Annotated in this window: 17 protein-coding genes; 5 read left to right on the top strand and 12 right to left on the bottom strand. The window is 72.6% G+C overall.

Annotated elements, in window-relative coordinates:
- Positions 1-446: 446 nt before the first annotated feature.
- On the bottom strand, positions 447-1,850 hold the full coding sequence (locus ACFQ11_RS21460; RefSeq protein ID WP_378301304.1) for a threonine/serine exporter family protein: 1,404 nt from the start codon (positions 1,848-1,850) through the stop codon (positions 447-449).
- Positions 1,851-2,339: 489 nt separating this feature from the next.
- Between ACFQ11_RS21460 and ACFQ11_RS21455 the strand changes: the two genes are divergently transcribed.
- Genes ACFQ11_RS21455 through ACFQ11_RS21445 form a run of 3 tightly spaced genes read left to right on the top strand, consistent with a single transcriptional unit; the run spans position 2,340 to position 4,056 of the window.
- Positions 2,340-3,239, top strand: coding sequence for an LLM class F420-dependent oxidoreductase (locus ACFQ11_RS21455; RefSeq protein WP_378301302.1), 900 nt, complete (start codon positions 2,340-2,342; stop codon positions 3,237-3,239).
- Positions 3,236-3,550, top strand: coding sequence for a hypothetical protein (locus tag ACFQ11_RS21450; RefSeq protein ID WP_378301300.1), 315 nt, complete (start codon positions 3,236-3,238; stop codon positions 3,548-3,550). Before ACFQ11_RS21455 ends, ACFQ11_RS21450 begins: the two co-directional genes overlap by 4 nt.
- Positions 3,535-4,056, top strand: a complete 522-nt coding sequence (locus ACFQ11_RS21445; RefSeq protein ID WP_378301298.1) for a Dabb family protein — start codon at positions 3,535-3,537, stop codon at positions 4,054-4,056. Before ACFQ11_RS21450 ends, ACFQ11_RS21445 begins: the two co-directional genes overlap by 16 nt.
- Before the next feature lie 46 nt (positions 4,057-4,102).
- Here the strand turns inward: ACFQ11_RS21445 and ACFQ11_RS21440 are convergent, their stop codons facing one another.
- Genes ACFQ11_RS21440 through ACFQ11_RS21395 form a run of 10 tightly spaced genes read right to left on the bottom strand, consistent with a single transcriptional unit; the run spans position 4,103 to position 12,555 of the window.
- Entirely contained in the window at positions 4,103-4,519 is a 417-nt protein-coding gene (locus ACFQ11_RS21440) for a carboxymuconolactone decarboxylase family protein (RefSeq protein WP_378301296.1), read from the bottom strand.
- Positions 4,516-5,385: an NAD(P)-dependent oxidoreductase gene (locus ACFQ11_RS21435; protein WP_378301294.1), complete on the bottom strand. Its 870-nt coding sequence runs from the start codon at positions 5,383-5,385 to the stop codon at positions 4,516-4,518. Before ACFQ11_RS21435 ends, ACFQ11_RS21440 begins: the two co-directional genes overlap by 4 nt.
- Positions 5,386-5,399: 14 nt before the next feature.
- Positions 5,400-6,149, bottom strand: a complete 750-nt coding sequence (locus ACFQ11_RS21430) for an SDR family oxidoreductase (RefSeq protein ID WP_378301292.1) — start codon at positions 6,147-6,149, stop codon at positions 5,400-5,402.
- Positions 6,146-7,651 (bottom strand): aldehyde dehydrogenase, encoded by a 1,506-nt coding sequence (locus tag ACFQ11_RS21425; protein ID WP_378301290.1) that lies wholly within the window; start codon positions 7,649-7,651, stop codon positions 6,146-6,148. Before ACFQ11_RS21425 ends, ACFQ11_RS21430 begins: the two co-directional genes overlap by 4 nt.
- On the bottom strand, positions 7,648-8,307 hold the full coding sequence (locus tag ACFQ11_RS21420) for a nuclear transport factor 2-like protein (protein ID WP_378301288.1): 660 nt from the start codon (positions 8,305-8,307) through the stop codon (positions 7,648-7,650). The genes ACFQ11_RS21425 and ACFQ11_RS21420 overlap by 4 nt, the downstream gene beginning before the upstream one ends.
- A gap of 9 nt (positions 8,308-8,316) precedes the next feature.
- Positions 8,317-8,514, bottom strand: a complete 198-nt coding sequence (locus ACFQ11_RS21415) for a ferredoxin (protein ID WP_378301286.1) — start codon at positions 8,512-8,514, stop codon at positions 8,317-8,319.
- Positions 8,515-8,519: 5 nt separating this feature from the next.
- The gene (locus tag ACFQ11_RS21410) at positions 8,520-9,905 is read right to left on the bottom strand and encodes a cytochrome P450 (RefSeq protein ID WP_378301284.1); all 1,386 of its coding nucleotides are present in this window, start codon (positions 9,903-9,905) and stop codon (positions 8,520-8,522) included.
- The gene (locus ACFQ11_RS21405; protein WP_378301282.1) at positions 9,902-10,687 is read right to left on the bottom strand and encodes an SDR family oxidoreductase; all 786 of its coding nucleotides are present in this window, start codon (positions 10,685-10,687) and stop codon (positions 9,902-9,904) included. The genes ACFQ11_RS21410 and ACFQ11_RS21405 overlap by 4 nt, the downstream gene beginning before the upstream one ends.
- A gap of 15 nt (positions 10,688-10,702) precedes the next feature.
- Positions 10,703-11,959, bottom strand: coding sequence for a cytochrome P450 (locus ACFQ11_RS21400; protein ID WP_378301280.1), 1,257 nt, complete (start codon positions 11,957-11,959; stop codon positions 10,703-10,705).
- The gene (locus ACFQ11_RS21395) at positions 11,956-12,555 is read right to left on the bottom strand and encodes a TetR/AcrR family transcriptional regulator (RefSeq protein WP_378301278.1); all 600 of its coding nucleotides are present in this window, start codon (positions 12,553-12,555) and stop codon (positions 11,956-11,958) included. Before ACFQ11_RS21395 ends, ACFQ11_RS21400 begins: the two co-directional genes overlap by 4 nt.
- A 143-nt stretch (positions 12,556-12,698) precedes the next feature.
- On the opposite strand from ACFQ11_RS21395, the gene ACFQ11_RS21390 reads away from it, so the two are divergent.
- Together ACFQ11_RS21390 and ACFQ11_RS21385 are read left to right on the top strand one after the other, a co-directional pair.
- Complete coding sequence (locus tag ACFQ11_RS21390; protein ID WP_378301276.1) at positions 12,699-13,550, top strand: LLM class F420-dependent oxidoreductase; 852 nt, start codon at positions 12,699-12,701, stop codon at positions 13,548-13,550.
- A 19-nt stretch (positions 13,551-13,569) separates the two neighbouring features.
- Positions 13,570-14,835 (top strand): hypothetical protein, encoded by a 1,266-nt coding sequence (locus ACFQ11_RS21385; protein ID WP_378301274.1) that lies wholly within the window; start codon positions 13,570-13,572, stop codon positions 14,833-14,835.
- Positions 14,836-14,868: 33 nt separating this feature from the next.
- Here ACFQ11_RS21385 and gabT read toward each other — a convergent pair whose 3' ends face one another.
- On the bottom strand, positions 14,869-16,236 hold the full coding sequence (gene gabT, locus ACFQ11_RS21380; protein WP_378301272.1) for a 4-aminobutyrate--2-oxoglutarate transaminase: 1,368 nt from the start codon (positions 16,234-16,236) through the stop codon (positions 14,869-14,871).
- Positions 16,237-16,363: the final 127 nt, after the last annotated feature.

The raw sequence follows: 16,363 nt of genomic DNA, 5'->3' as shown, positions 1-16,363 counted from the left end.
AGAGAGAAGAGTCCATGAGCAGCGGCAGTGGACGAACTGCCGGAACGGATGGATGAGGCGGACCGGGCGTGCCGGGGCCAACGCAGTGGAAGGGGCTCCGGCAGCCGGTCCGGCCGGTGGCCGGGAAGCCGCCGGGAGCAAGGGAACACCGGAAACACGCAGTACGAGTAGTGATGTCGAGGAAAGGAGGGTCCGACGCCATCGGGATCGCCCGCCGCGGGCTCCGGTCACGCCGCGCGGGTACCGCAGTTCCACAGATTGGACGGTGGTCTACGGTCACGCATCCGCGATCCCCGCGTCACCACGCGCCCATGGGCGGGCGACGCGGAAGACCGGCCCGTCAGAGCCGGTAGATGGTGTTGCACCTCTGGGCCCCGGCGCCGTGGTACGGCGCCGGGGCCCCTGTCATTCCGGACCCGCCACCGGCGGCCCGGCCGCGACGCGAGTCACTGGTCGCGCGGGACCTGTTCCTCCCTGAGTTCCTTCTTGACGCCCAAGATCCGCCCCAGGACGATGCCGGCGCCGATGGCCACGGTGACGATCAGCGCGCTGAGGAGCTGCCTTCCCGCGCCCGACGATCCGGCGGTGTAGGCGGAGAGGCTGCGGTACATGTCGGGTCCGGGCAGCAGGGAGGCGCCGATGGCGGGGGTGATCAGCGCACCCGGCGGGACGTGCAGCCGGGGCGCGAGGCGGCTCGCGGCGACGCCGAGCGCGGCGGCGGCGCACAGGACGGCGAGTGCGGGCGGCAGGCTCAGGTGTGCTTGCGTGAGGGTCCGGACGGCCATGGACAGCGTGCCCGTCAGCGCGGCGAAGGGAAGCAGCCGCGCGGCGCCGCCGGCGGCGACGGCGCCGGCGCAGGCGCCGATCGCGGCCGCCGCGAGCGCCGGCCCGATCGGCAGGGCGACGAACCGAACGTTCTGGGCGTTGCCGACGACGCGCACGTCCCCGGCGATGAAGCCGACCGTGGCGATGCCCGCGAACAGGGCCCCGGAGATCAGGACCACGTTGATCAGCCGCACCGAGGCGAGGGTGCCGAACCGGGTGATCGCGTCCTGCGCGAGGGAGACGATCGACGTCACCGGCAACAGCAGCACGAGGTTGGCCGCGGTGGCGCTCGCGTACGCCCGGAGCGACAGCACCTCGAGGTCGAAGGCCAGGATGCCCAGCCCCGCGACCAGCGACGCCTGCACGAACGTCGCGTAGTAGCCGGGGATCCCGCCGCGGGCCAGCGCCCAGCCCGTGCGGTCGACGAGGACGAGGACCCCCATGGCGAACAGGACGCCGGACGGCGTCCCGTCGGCCTGCAGGGTGATGGACGAGACCAGCACCGTCCGTCCCGCGAGCCGCGCCCACCACGGCCACCGCGATCGGAGCCGCTTGATGTCCCGCAGTCTCCGCTCCGCCCCGGCGAGGCCGGCATCACGGTGCACGACCTCCTCCACCAGGCGGTAGATCATCACCGCCCGGTACAGATCCCGGCCGTCGTCGGTGCGGGCGACCTTCATCATGACCTGCGGCTCGCGGTCCCGCGGCGCGTACTGGACGAAGACCGTCCGGCCGGCGATGGTGAACTCGAACGGGCTGAGGCCGTAGGTGGCGGCGACCGCGACGACGGAGACCTCGATCGCCCGGGTGTCGGTTCCCGCGGCGAACATCTGCTCGGCGAGGTCGAGGACGAACTCCATCACCCGCCGCGCCCGCCGCGGGCCGAGATCGGCCCGCTGCGGCGGAAGCCCCGCGAACCGGCTGCCGGCCAGCAGCCCCACCAGGGCGGGGTCGCGCGGTGGTTCTTCCTGGACGTCCGGACGCAGCAGGCGGTGCAGCGCCTTGTGCAGGCGGCTCCTTCCCAAGCGGTCCTCCCCTTCCGCATCCGGGCAGATTCCGAACCCCGAGCTCCCGGCCCCGCCGCCGGGATCTCCCCTCGTCAATCCGCGGATCCCGCCGCTGCGAGGCCGGGGCGCTTGTGAGCCTCGCCCTCATTCATGACGAAGTCGTCCTGTCCGGTATTTGCGAGAAGAGAGGCTTCGGGTATTTCGCGCACCTCTGTGCGGGACGCGGCCCGGCGCCACCGTGCGCATCACTGGGATTTGCCCGCGGGGGTTGCCAAGAACACCGAATCCGATGGAAGCGAGCCTCAAAAACGAGGTCTCACTCAGGAAAAAGCCGGATGCGCGAGCACCGCGAACAGCGCGATGCCGTGCGACGCACGGCTTCGCTGCCGTCCGTGCCCCCGGGCGGTCCCGTCCTCCCGGTGACCGGGAAGGGCGCTGTCGGCGCCGGAGAGCGGGCGGCTGTGATGGGCGGCACGCACACGGCCACCTTTCCGGGCGGGAGTACACATGATCGAGCTGGGGATGATGGCGCCGTTCGCGGACGGCCTGATCACCTCGGGCGGATTCCTGCGGGACTACGCGGGCACCCTCGAGGAATGCGGCGTCGAGTCCGTATGGACGGTCGAGCACGTGGTGGTCGCCGCCGAGTACGAGCCGCGCTATCCGTACTCTTCGAGCGGCCGGATCCCCGGCCCGCCCGAGGGCGTCCCGATGCCCGACCCGCTCGACACCATCGCCTACATGGCGGGCGGGTCCCGCGTCCTGCGCTTCGGGACCGCCATGGTCGTCGCGCCGCTGCACAGCCCGGTCGTGCTGGCCAAGCGCGCCGCGACCATCGACCTGCTGTCCGGCGGGCGGCTGATGCTCGGGCTCGGCATCGGCTGGCAGAAGGAGGAGTACGCGGCCGTCGGCGTGCCCTACGAGCGGCGCGGCGCACGTCTCGACGAGTGCATCGGCGCGATGCGGGAACTGTGGTCGCGGTCCCCGGCGACGTACCGGGGCGAGTTCGTGTCGTTCGACCGCGTGCACTGCCTGCCGCGCCCCGAGGCCGGCACGGTCCCCATCGTGCTGGGCGGCAACAGCGAACCGGCCGTCCGCCGCGCGGGCCGCGTCGCCGACGGGTGGTTCCCGTACACCATCGCGCCCGGGGAGTTCACCGAACGGGCCGAGCTGCTGCGCACCGCGGCCGCCGGACGCACCGTCGAGATCACCGCCTGGCCGGGCAGCTGCGACCCCGCCCGGGAGGCGGATCTCGATTTCGTCCGCCGGTACGTCGGCGCGGGCGCCGCCCGCATCGTGATCGCGCCCCGTCTGGGCGGCCGGGACGGCGTTCTCGGCCCGCGCGGGCTGACCGCCCTGCGCGAGCAGATCGCCCGGTACCGCGACACCGTGCTGGAGAAGCTGTGACCTCCATCCTGGACACCGTCGTGCTGCCCGAGCGGGAGGCGGACGGCTGGCTCCGCCGCTGCCGCGCCGAATACCTGCCGGGCGCGCGCGAGCGGGGGCTGCGGCTCGAGCGGGTCTGGCGCTCCTACACCGGCCCCGAACAGGTCGCCGTCCATCTGCTCTGGTCGCTGCCGACGCCGTACGACTTCTACGCGATGCGCGCGACCGCGGCGGCCGATCCGTCGGTGACGGCCTTCTGGTCCGCGACCGACACCCTCGCCCACGCCCGCGAGAGGCGCGTGCTGGAGGAGGTCCCGTGCGACGCTGGGTGATCCTCTCTCCTCCGGAGACGACCGTGCCGGGGGCCGACGGCGGGCCCGACCTGCCCGGCAGCGTCGGCGGCCGCGGCGCGAGCTGGGACCTGGCCGCCGGCGCGCCCCCGGACGTCCCCGGAACCGAGGCGGTCGCGCTGTCCGAGATCGCCTCCGCGCACGTCGAGCTGACCGGCCCGCGCGTCAAACGCACCTTGCTGCTCACCGTGCGTCCCGGCACCCCGCCCGGCGTGGTCGCCGCCTTCGAAGCGGACCTCATGGCCATGCCCCGGCACATCCCCGCCATCCGGTCCTGGGCGCTGAGCCGAACGACGGGCGCATGGACCCATGCGTGGGAACAGGAGTTCGCCGACGAGAGCGGCCTCACCGGGCAGTACCTTCTCCACCCCTACCACTGGACGTACGTGGACCGCTGGTTCGACGCCGAGCTGCCGACGGCGATCGTCCTCCCCCGCATCGCCCATCTCTACCGCGCCGCGCCCGGCCCCGTCCTCGGTGCCCGATGAGGCACCGGCGACGGGGGTTCGGGCGGTGGCGCCGGGCGCGCGGCGATCAGTCCCGTTCCCGGGCCGCCTTGGCCGCCGCGCGGGCCGCTTTGCCGATCGTCTCCTCGACGATGGAGTTGAGCCGTGCGCCGTTCGGCCAGCCCGCGTAGTGGCTGAGGAACACGACGATCTCGCGCAGCGCCGCGTCGTCGAGCTCACCGGCCGCGTGGGCGGCGGGGATCTGGACGCCGAGCACGTCGGCGGCGCCCTGGCCGGCGAGCATGCCGATGAGGAGCAGGCGGCGGTCCCGGTCGGAGAGGCCGGGCCGCTGCCAGATGTCGCCGAAGAGGTGGTCGGCGGTGTAGCGGAAGAAGTCGCCGGCCCCGTCGTTCATGTCGAAGCCGTAGACCTGCTCCATCTTGCGGAGCCCCCGGGCCCGCGCCTCGGGGAGGCCGTCGAACTTCCCGCTCGTCTCGTCGCTCATGATCGCTCCTCGGGGAATCCCAGCCCGGGCGCGAGCCGGTCCCGCGCGAGCCTGGCCAGCGGTACGTCGACGCCGAGTTCCCCGGCCATCGCGATCGCGAAGTCGAGGTCCTTCTCCGCGAGCCGCCTGAGGTGGTCGAAGGCGGTGAACCAGAAGGAGCCCGGCTCCATCTCGGCGGTGGTGTCGCGGTGCATGATCGCGCCCGGTCCGCCGGTGAGCGCGTCGGTGTGCCGGACCACCTCGCCCAGGGCGACGATGTCGAGACCGGCCGCCTCGGCCAGCCGCTGCGCCTCGGTCGCCGCGGTGAACGCGGCGTAGTGCATCAGGTTGCGGGCGAGCTTGAACCTGGTGCCCGCGCCGATCGGCCCCGCGTGCACGACCTTCGTCGCCAGGACGTCCAGGACCGGGCGGACCGCGGCGAACGCCGCCGCGGACCCGCCGACCATGACGGCCAGCTCGCCGGTGCCCGCGCCCATCGCACCGCCGGAGACGGGCGCGTCGACCAGCCGGACGCCCCGCCGTGCGGCGAGCGTCTCGAGTTCTGCGGGCGTCCCGGGCGCCACCGTCGAGTGGACGGCCACGGTGAGCCCGGGACCCGCGCCGCCGGCCAGTGCCTCGTCGAGCACCGAACGCACCTGCTCGTCGTCGTTGACCATCACGCACAGCACGTCGCTGCGGGCGGCGAGGGCGCCGACGCCGCCGGCCGCCTCCGCACCGGCCTCGACCAGCTCCTCGACCGGTGCCGCGGCGATGTCGAACACGCCGAGGGCCAGGCCCGCTTCGGCCTGCCGCCGGGCCAGCCGGGTCGCCATCGGTCCGCCGATGTCGCCGAGCCCGACGAACCCGACGCGGACGGTTTCGCTCATGCCGGTTCCTCGTCTCACAGCCGGAAGGTCTGGCCGCCGTCGACGGCGATGATCTGGCCGGTCACCCAGGAGGCGTCGTCGGACAGCAGGAACTTCACCGCGCCGAGCATGTCCTCGGGCCGCCCGAACCGCTTGAGGGCCATGGTGCCGACGAGTTCCTTCGCCGCGTCGCCCGCCTGGACCCGCGTGGCCTCGGTGTCGGTGGGGCCGGGCGCGATCGCGTTGACCCTGATGTTCATTCCGCCGAGCTCGTGCGCGAGCTGCTGGGTCAGCCCGTTCACGCCGACCTTCGCCAGCCCGTAGAAGCCGGAGTAGAGGTAGGCGGCGGTGCTGGACTGGTTGACGATCGAGCCGCCGCCGCGCTTGCGGATCTCCCGGTAAACCGCGCGGGTCATGACCAGCGCGCCGTTGAGGTTCACGTCGAGGAACCGCCTGTAGTAGTCCCAGTCGACGCTGATGAGGAGATCGAACTCCATGGCGCCGTAGATGGCGGCGTTGTTGACCAGGGCGTCGATGCCGCCGTACTCGGCGACGGCCGCGTCCGCGACGGCCTGCGCCGACTCCGGCGACGCCACGTCGACGCGGGCGAAGATGGCGTCGCCGCCGTCCGTCCGGATCTCCTTGGCGACCCGGCCGCCGGCCTCCTCGTTGATGTCGGCGACCACCACCGACGCTCCCTCGGCGGCCAGGCCCCTGGCGTAGACCTCGCCGATGCCCTGGGCCGCGCCGGTGACGATGACGACCTTGTCCTGGAATCTGCTCACCGCTGCTCTCCCTGGGGTCGGGCCGGCTCGGCCACGGTCTTGATCTCGAGGTACTCCTCGAACCCGGCCACGCCCATCTCGCGGCCGATTCCGGACTGCTTGTAGCCGCCGAACGGGGCGTCCGCGCCGAACCACATCCCGCCGTTGACGCCGACCGTTCCGGTACGGAGGCGGGCGGCGACCGCCTTGGCCCGCCGCGGGTCGCCGGAGTCGACCGAGCCGGACAGCCCGTACGGGGACTCGTTGGCGATCCGGACGGCGTCGTCGTCCCCGTCGTGCGCGATGACGGTCAGCACCGGGCCGAAGATCTCCTCCTGGGCGACCCGTGCGGTGTTGTCGAGACCGGCGATCACGGTCGGCTCGATCCAGAACCCGCCGGCCAGTTCGCCCTCCTGCTTGGCGAGCCCGCCGCCGGTGGCGAACCGCCCACCCTCCTCGGCGGCGAGGTCGAGGTAGCCCTTCACCCGGTCGCGCTGCGCCGCCGAGATCACCGGGCCGCAGATGGTGCCGGGGTCGAGCGGGTCCTTCGCGCCGAGCGACCCCATCGTGGCCGCGGCGATCTCCACCGCCTCGTCGTAGCGCGCCCGCGGCACCAGCAGCCGGGTGGTGATGGCGCAGCCCTGCCCCGCGTGCACGGACGCCGCGAAGGCGGTGGCGCCGACGGCGGACGCCAGGTCGGCGTCGTCGAGCACGATCGCCGCGGACTTCCCGCCGAGCTCGAGGAAGACCCGCTTCAGGGTGGGCGCCGCGGCCGCCGCGATCGCCCGTCCGGTGCCGGTGGAGCCGGTGAAGGACACCAGGTCCACCCGCGGGTCGGTGGTCAGCAGCGCCGCCACCCCGTTGTCGCGGGGCGTCACGACGTTGAACACGCCGGGCGGGACGTCGGTGTGCTCGGCGAACAGCCGGCCCAGCTCGGCCGCCAGCCACGGGGTGTCGGGGGCCGGCTTCAGCACCACGGTGTTGCCGGCGGCGAGCGCCGGTCCGATCTTGGCGAGGTTGATCTGGTTGGGAAAGTTCCAGGGGGTGATCGCGGCGACCACGCCCACCGGCTCGCGCCGCACGGTGCGCCGGGAGCGGATGCCCATCGTGGTGCCGACGCCGAGGTCGGTCTCCCACGCGTAGCCCTCGGCGAGGTCGATCGTCCACTCCAGGCTCTCCACCGGGGTGTCGAACTGCGGCCCGGTGACGAAGAACGCCGGCGCGCCGGCCTCGGCGACGGTGAGCGCCCGGAGCTCGTCGGCGTTGTCGAGCAGCGCCCGGTGGAACTGGCGCAGCACCCGGATCCGCAGCGCGAGGTCGGTCGGCCAGGCCGTCTCGTCGAACGCCCGGCGGGCCGCGGCGACGGCGGCGTCGACGTCCGCGGCGGTGCCGTCGGGCGCGCGGCCGATCTCCTGCCCGGTCGCCGGGTTGAGGATCGGGTACGACGCACCGCCGCGCGAGCCGCCGAGCTCGCCGTCGATGTACTGCCGGGCGGGCGGATTGCCCGGGACCCGGCCGGTCACCGCGCCTCCTTCGCGGCGTCGCCGGGGGCCTGCCCCGGCGGCTGCGTGATGTAGTCGCCGCGTTCGACGGGCGGGGGCCACAGGGGCGAGGGCAGGTCCTTGTAGTGGTAGTGGCCCGGGACGTCGTGGCCGGCGACCTTCATACGCTTCAGCAGCGACTCGGGCGCCTTACCGGATTTGACGATCTCCATGAAGGTGTGGGCGGTCGACGGCAGATCGAACCAGTCCCGCTGCCAGGCGATCTTGATCTCGCCCTCGTCCGGCCCCGAGGTCTGCCGTTCCACGCCGAACCAGGAGCCGCCGATGCCGAGGATCTCGTACTCTCCGCCGGTCGCGTCGTCGGTGATGCCGGACTTCTGCTTCCAGAAGCCGACGATCATCGATTTCCGCTCGTCGATCACGGTGACCTGGTAGTCGTAGTGCCAGCCGTCGAGGCCGTCCATCTCGATGCCGATCGCCCAGTCGCGGATCTGGTCGCGGCCGACCGCCATGAAGTGCTCGTCGGGGTGGTACATCCAGCCGTAGGACGCGTCCTCGGCGTACCACTCCGCCATGATCCGCCAGTCGCCGGTCCGCTCGGCCTCCCGGTTGACGGCGAGCCAGGAGTCCCAGAACTCCTCGATCTCGGCGCGGGTCAACCCGCTGTGCTCACTCACGGTGTCTCCTCAGTCCTCTTCGATCGAGAGTGCGAAGGCCGGGCAGTACCTCACGGCCGTGGCGACGTCCTCGCGGCGCGACTCGTCCGGACGCTCGTCGAGGACCACGACCACGTCCCGGTCCTCGTCGAACCCGAACACGTCGGGCGCGTCCCCCTGGCAGAGCCGGTGCCCCTGGCAGACCCCCGTGTCGGCGACGACCCGCATCGGGCTCACCGCCCCGCCCGCCGGCGGTACTTCACGCGGCATGGCCGCTCGAGCTGGATCACCATCTTCGAGAAGTCGTCCCGGTAGGAGTCGAGGGGCTGGGCCGCCTCGAACGTGAAGTCGCGCAGGATCACGGAGAAGATCGCCTTCATCTGCATCATCGCGAACGCGTTGCCGACGCAGCGGTGCTTGCCGGCGCCGAACGGGATCCAGGTCCAGCGGTTCTGCAGGTCCTCCTGCCGGGGGTCGATGTACCGGCCGGGGTCGAACCTCTCCGCCTCGGGGAAGTCCTCCTCGATCCGGTTGGAGACCCGGGGCGACGCGGCGAGCAGCGTCCCGGCGGGGACGGGGGTGCCGAGCAGCTCGAAGTCCTCGCGGACCAGGCGCATCAGGATGATCAGCGGCGGGTGCAGGCGCAGGGTCTCCTTCAGCGCCGACTCCAGCACGGGGATCGAGCGCAGGGCCTGGAACGAGACCTCGGACCCGTCGGCGTAGAGCGCGTCCAGTTCGGCGACCACCTCGGCGAGGACGTCCGGGTGGCGCAGCAGCTCGATCATGGCCCAGGACGCGGTGCCGCTGGAGGTGTGGTGGCCGGCGAACATCATCGAGATGAAGATGCCGGTGATGTGCTCGGCGCTCATGTCCAGGGAGATCAGGACGTCCAGCAGGTCGCGCTCCTCGCGGGGGACCTCGCCCCGCTCCTTGCGGCGGTCGATGATGCCCTGCACCAGCGCGACCAGTTCCCCCCGGGCGGCGTCACGCGACCGGAAACTGTCGATGTCGGCGTGCGGGTCGACATAGGCGATGGCGTCCGTGCCCCGCTCCAGCTCGTGGTAGTGCCGCGCGAAGGACTCGTCGAGCTCCTCGCGGAACGGCTTGCCGATCAGGCACGCCGACGTGGTGTAGATGGTCAGCTCGGCGAAGAAGTCGAGGAGGTCGATCTCCCCCTCGTCGCCCCATCCGGCGACCATCCGGCGGATCTCCGCCTCGATGGTCCGGGCGTGCCCGCGCATCATGTCGCCGCGCAGCGCCTGGTTCTTCAGCATCTGCTGGCGTTCCTCCGGGGAGGCGTCGAAGACGACGCCCCTGCCGAAGATCGGCGTCATGAACGGGTACGCGGCGGCCTGGTCGAGCAGGTCGTCGGGCGCCCGGAAGAACACCTCGTTAGCCGCGGCGCCGCTGACCAGCACGACGTTCTTGTCGGCGAGCCGGAAGCGCCCGACGTCGCCGCACTCGGCACGGACGCGGTGGAACAGGCCGATCGGGTCGACCCGCATCTCCGGGAGATGCCCGGTGCCGCGGATGATCTCGGGGACGTCGGGGCTCCGGTCGTCCAGGACCGTGCTCACCTCGGGGATGCCGGCGAGCAGGTCGAGCCCGGGGGCGGTCATGATGATCTCTCCTCCACGGGTGCTTCGGGATTGACGTCGAGCAGGCTCAGGTGCACGCCGCGCGGCGCGCCGACGATCGTGGCGATCGCGTCGGCGTGCGCCTTCGCCTTGAGGAAGTGGGGATGCCGGGCCAGCCCGAAGCGGACCCACTGCTCCAGCACGAACGCGGCCTCGTCGGTGTCCCAGTCGGTGCCCATGCCGCTCCACGTCGGCCCCGGCCGGACGATCGAGGCCCGCACGCCGGTGCCTTCCAGCTCCATCTGCAGCGCGTTGACCATTCCCTCCAGCCCCCACTTGCCGGCGGAGTAGGCCGCCATGAACGGCCGCGGACGCACCGCGACGTCGGAGGAGACGAAGACGATGTCGCCCCGCCGCCGCTCGACCATGGCGGGCACGAACGTCCGCGCGACCCGGTGGGCGCCGACGAGGTTGACGTCGATCTCCCGCGCGAAACGCGCGGAGGAGACCTCGATGGTCGCGCCGGGCGCCACCAGGCCGGCGTTGCTGACCACGACCTCGATGTCGCCGAGGTCGGCGGTCGCCTTCGCGGCGAACTCGGCCACCGCGTCGTCGTCGGTGACGTCGAGCGCGTGCGCGACCGCTTCGCCGCCCCCGGCGCGGATGGCGGCGGCGAGTTCCTCGAGGGCGCCGACGCGGCGCGCGCCGAGCGCGACCGGGTGCCCCGCCGCGGCGAGGGCCTTGGCCGTCTCCGCGCCGATGCCGGAGGACGCGCCGGTGATCACCGCGGGACGCCGGTCGGGATGCTGGTACTTCTTGGACACGTTGAGCCCTTCCGCTCAGCCTTTCCGCAGGGTGAAGCCGGTCGGCAGGCGGGCGAAGCCCCGGACGCTGGTGGAGTGCACGCGGACGGCGCGGTCGGCGTGCACGTGGAAGTCGTCCACCTGCCGGACCAGCTCGTTGAGGACGACGCGGGCCTCCAGCCTGGCGAGGTTGGCGCCCAGGCAGAAGTGCTTGCCGGAGCCGAAGCTGAGGATCCGGCCGAGCTCGTCCTTCGGCCGGTGGACGTCGTACACGGCCGGGTCGGTGAAGACCCGTTCGTCGCGGTTGGCCGACCCGAGCAGGACGAGCGCCTTGGCGCCGGCGGGGATCGTCACGCCGTGCATCTCCACGTCGTCGACGACGTAGCGCGCGAGCATCTGGCTGGAGGTGTCGTGGCGCAGCGTCTCCTCGATCCACGGCGTCACCAGCGGCTCGGGGTCGTCCGGGGCGGCGAGCACCTGCGCCTTCTGCGCGGGGTGCGCGGAAAGGTGGTACAGCGCGTTGCCGAGCAGCTTGGTGGTGGTCTCGTTCCCCGCGACCACCATGAGGAACAGGAACGCGATGATCTCGCCGTCGGTGAGCCGGTCGCCGTCGATCTCGGCGACGGTGAGCGCGGCGGTGAGATCCTCCGCGGGCCCGGTCGCGGCCCGGCGCTCGGCGACCATCCCGCCGTAGTAGGCGAGGAGCTCGCCGGCCGCCTCCATGCCGGCCGGGGGGACGTCGCGGACGCCGTCCTCGCGGTGCACGACGAGGTCGGCGAGGCGCCGGATCTCGTCGCGGTCGGACTCCGGCACCCCCATCATCTCCGAGATCACGTCCATGGGGAGCTTGCCGGCGAAGTCGTCGATCCAGTCCGCCTCGCCGTGTTCGGCGGCGGCGGCGAAGGTGCGCCGCAGATAGTGCTCGGTGAGCCGCTGGATCTGCGGCTGGAGCTCCCTGACCCGCCGCGGCGTGAACGCGGCCGAGACGAGCCTGCGCAGCCGGGTCTGCCGCTGCCCGTCGAGGGCCAGGAAGCTCATCACCCGGTGCGCCTCGGCGTTCCACGCGCTCGCGTCGAGGGAGACGCCCATCCGGTTGGAGAACGTCACGTCGTCGCGGAGCACGTCGAACACGTCGGCGTGCCGCGAGACCACCCACAGGTCGTCCCGTTCGGCGTGGAAGACCGGCGCCTCCTCACGCAACCGCCGGTAGAGCGGGTACGGGTCCTCGTGGAAGTCGTAGTCGTAGGGATCGAAGGTCAGGGGTCCGGCCGCTGCGCCGCTCTTGGCGGTCATTCGTTGCCTCTCATGATGACGTCGACGGAGGTGACGAGCCGGTCGGTGATCTGGTCGTAGGTCAGCAGGCCCATCCCCGCCTGCAGCAGCGCACCGGTGAAGGTGAGCACCAGCACCTCCAGGACGGCGGGGTCGGCCGGCTCGCCGGAACGCCCCGGCCCGGTGAGGGCGGCCTCGAACCGCTCGTAGAACTCGCCGCCGATCCGCAGCCGCAGCCGGGCGACGTCCGGGTCGCCGCCGAGCAGCGCCGGTGTCACCGCCGCCGCCAGCTCCGGTTCGGCGACGATCCGGGCCGTCAGCGCCCGGACGGCCCCCTGCAGGCGCTCGGTCGCACCGGCCCCGGCCGCCGCGTCGGCCTCGCCCTCGTTGATATGCCGCCAGAACAGTTCCGCGAAGAGGTGGTTCTTGGACGAGAGGTAGGTGTAGGCGGTCGCCGGGGAGACGCCCGCACGCTGGGCCACCGTCCGCACCGTCAGCGCTTCGTGCCCCACGGCGCGCAACTCCTCGAGTCCGGCCGCCATCAGTTTGCGCACCGTCTCGGCCCGGCGAGCGTTGAGGCCCTGCCGGGGCGCGAGACTGGTCACTTGACTGGACACCTGTCCACCATAAGCCGCCCCGAACGCGACCGCAATAGCCGCGCGCCGGCCGGACGGCTCCCCCGGGGCCGCTTCGCGGCTCCGGCAAGACAGCTGTCCAGTCACCATTCCAAAACATGTAGAACACGTTCTAGCATGGCGCCATGCGCAACGGAATAGTGCTCTTCACCTCCGACCGCGGCATCAGGCCGTCGGTGCTCGCGCGGGCCGCCGAGGAGCGCGGCTTCGACACCTTCTACGTGCCCGAGCACACCCACATCCCGGTGCGCCGCGACGCGCCGCACCCCACCGGCGGCCAGGACCTGCCGGACGACCGCTACATGCGCACCCTCGACCCGTGGGTGTCGCTGGCGACCGCCGCCGCGGTCACCGAGCGGATCGGCCTGGCGACCGCGGTCGCCCTCCCGGTGGAGTCCGATCCGATCACCCTCGCCAAGACGCTCGCCACCCTCGACCACCTGTCCGGCGGCCGGGTCACCGTCGGCGCCGGATTCGGCTGGAACACCGACGAGCTCGCCGACCACGGGGTCCCCGCGGCGAAGCGCCGCACGGTCCTCAAGGAGTACCTCGAGGCGATGCGCGCGCTGTGGGCCGAGGACGAGGCGTCCTACGACGGCGAGTTCGTCTCGTTCGGGCCGAGCTGGGCCTACCCCAAACCCCCGCGCGGCCGGATCCCGGTGATCATCGGCGCGGGCGGCGGCCCCAAGACCATGAAGTGGATCGCCCGCCACGCCGACGGCTGGATGACCACCCCGATCGAGAGCGACATCGCCGCGAAGGCCGGCCTGCTCCGCGAGGAGTGGGCGGAGGCGGGCCGCGACGGCGAGCCCGACGTGCGGATCCTGGTCGCGAAGAAGCCCGCCCCCGAGGACGTCGCCGCGTGGTCCGCCGCCGGCGCGTCCGAGCTCATCTGGGGCGTGCCGGACGCCGACGAGGCGACGGTGATCGAGTACCTGGACAGGACGGCCGCGCGCCTCGGCCTGCCCCGGACCTGACGATCGAGGAGACCGGCAGATGACCCCAGCGACACCTCCGAGCCGTTACGCCGCTCTCTCCCGTGCGGAGCTCGCGGCCGTCGTCCCCGAACTGCTCCTGATCGGGCAGCTCATCGACCGTTCCGGAATGGCGTGGTGCATCTCCGCCTTCGGGAGGGAGGCGATGGCGCAGATCGCGATCCGGGAATGGGCCGCCGCGAGCCCGATCTACACCAGGCGGATGCAGCGGGCCCTCGGCTACGCACCCGAGGTCCCCGGGAAAGGCGACGTCCCGACGATCTTCAAGGGCCTGCAACTCGACATCGGCGCCCCGCCGCAGTTCATGGACTTCCGCTACACCGTCCACGACCGGTGGCACGGCGAGTTCCGCCTCGACCACTGCGGGGCCCTCATGGACGTCGAGCCGATGGGGGACGCCTACGTCCGGTCCATGTGCCACGACATCGAGGACCCCACCTTCGACGCGACCGCGGTCGCGACCAACCCGAAGGCGCGGGTGCGGCCGATCCACCGCCCGCCGCGCACCCCCGCCGACCGGCACCCCCACTGCGCCTGGACCGTCACGATCGACGACTCCCGCCCGGACGTCCAGGGCATCCCGCTGCTCGCCGTCAACGAGCGCTCCCGCGCCGCGAACCTCGAGCTGGCCCCGATCGACCCGGCCGACGAGGGCCGCGCCGACTACTCCGGCCCGCTGCTGTCCGACCTCGACTTCGCCGGCTTCTCCCGCTCGGCACTGGCCCGGATCGCCGACGAGGTGTGCCTCCAGATGCACCTGCTCGACCGGGCCTTCGCGCTCGCCGTGGCCGAACGCGCCGCCGACGCCGGCGAACTCCTCCGGATCCGCCGCAAGCAGCTGGTGGGCATCGCCGGCATCGCCGCGGAACGGCTCGCCCGCGCGCTGGACCCGCCGAACGACGCGGAGGGGGCGGCCCGCCTCCTGGCGGTTCACCCGCTCTTCAACCCCTCCGCCTACGTCGACGCCGACGTCCGCGCCGACGGCGACGGCGCCACCGTCGCGCTCCGCCCCTCCCCGGCCCACGAGGACGGCGCCTGGATCTCCCTGTGCGGCCCCGCCTGGACGACCGCGCTGCAGGCGGTCGTCCGCGCGGCGGACCCTCGTCTGGACGTCGAGGTCACCGGTACCGACGACGAGTGGCGGCTCGTCGTCGTGCGGCGCGACCACCCGTCCCCGGAACCCGACGAGGTCGCCGTCGTGCGCTTCAGCACCGGCACCGACTTCGCCTTCGAGCCCCGCCGCGCGCTGCCGATCACCCCCGTCTGACGTCCGGCTCGGACGTCCCGGACCGAGGAGCGGTCACGGGTGCGAGAGCGCCTCCTCGAGGATGTCCAGGCCCTCTTCCAGCAGATGTCCCGGGATGACGAGCGGCGGCAGGAAACGCAGGACGTTGCCGTAGGTGCCCGCGGTCAGGACGAGCAGGCCGCGCGCGTGGCAGCGGCGCGCGACCTCGGCGGTCAGCGCGGGGTCGGGGTCCTTGGTGCCGGGCCGCACCAGCTCGATCGCGATCATCGCGCCGCGTCCGCGCACGTCGCCGATGGCCGGGAGCCGCTCGGCCAGCGCGCGCAGCCGGGGCAGCATGACCGCGCCGATGCCGCGGGCCCGTCCGGCGAGATCGTGCTCCTCGATCTCCTCCAGTACGGCCAGGGCCGCCTCGCAGGCCAGCGGGTTGCCGCCGTAGGTGCCGCCGAGGCCCCCGGCGTGCACGGCGTCCATGATCTCGGCGCGGCCGGTGACGGCGGCGAGCGGCAGCCCGCCCGCGATGCCCTTCGCGGTGGCGATCAGGTCGGGGACGACGCCCTCGTGCTCGCACGCGAACAGGTCGCCGGTGCGGGCGAAGCCGGTCTGCACCTCGTCGGCGATGAACAGGGCGCCGCTCGTCCGGCAGAACTCGGCCAGCGCCGGCAGGAACCCGGGCGCGGGTTCGATGAACCCGCCCTCGCCCTGGATCGGCTCGACGAGGACGGCCGCGAGGTTCTCCGCGCCGATCTGCTTGGTGATCTGGTCGATCGCCTGCGCCGCCGCCTCCGGGCCGCAGCCGTCCGGGCCGGTCGGCCAGCGGTACGGATAGGCGAGCGGCATCCGGTACACCTCGGGGGCGTACGGGCCGAAGCCGTGCTTGTACGGCATGTTCTTCGCGGTGAGCGTCATCGTGAGCAGCGTCCGGCCGTGGTAGCCGTGGTCGAGCACCACCACCGCCTGCCGCCCGGTCGCGTACCGCGCGATCTTGACGGCGTTCTCCACGGCCTCGGCACCGCTGTTGACCAGGATCGAGCGCTTCTCGTGGTCGCCGGGCGTGATCCGGTTGAGCCTCTCGCACACCGCGACGTACGACTCGTACGGCGCGACCATGAAGCACGTGTGGGTGAACCGCTCGACCTGCGCCTTCACCCGCTCGACCACGCGCGGATTGGCGTTGCCGACGTTCGTCACGGCGATGCCGGACCCGAAGTCGATGAGCGAGTTGCCGTCGGCGTCCACGATCACGCCGCCGTCCGCGTCCGTCACCTGGACGGGCAGCACGCTGCCGACGCCCTGGGCGACGGCGGACTTGCGGCGCTCGGCCAGAGCACGCGAGTTCGGGCCGGGAATGTCGGTGACGACGCGTCGTTCCTGCGGGAGGCGGCCGCTCCCGATCTCGCGGAGGGTGGTGTCCTGGCTGTCCATGTGCCGAACATAGGCCGAGCCGGCGGCGGAGAAGAACGTACGCGGCGGCGAATCGCACTCCCCCGGTTGGACACCGTGCACATTGACCGCTTCATCCGCCACGACCGCTTCATCCGCCACGACCGCT

This window comes from Actinomadura sediminis, from assembly GCF_042675525.1.
Lineage (GTDB): Bacteria > Actinomycetota > Actinomycetes > Streptosporangiales > Streptosporangiaceae > Spirillospora > Spirillospora sediminis.
The sequence above is the reverse complement of the archived record's forward strand: the minus strand, read 5'-3'. Positions and strand labels throughout refer to the sequence as shown.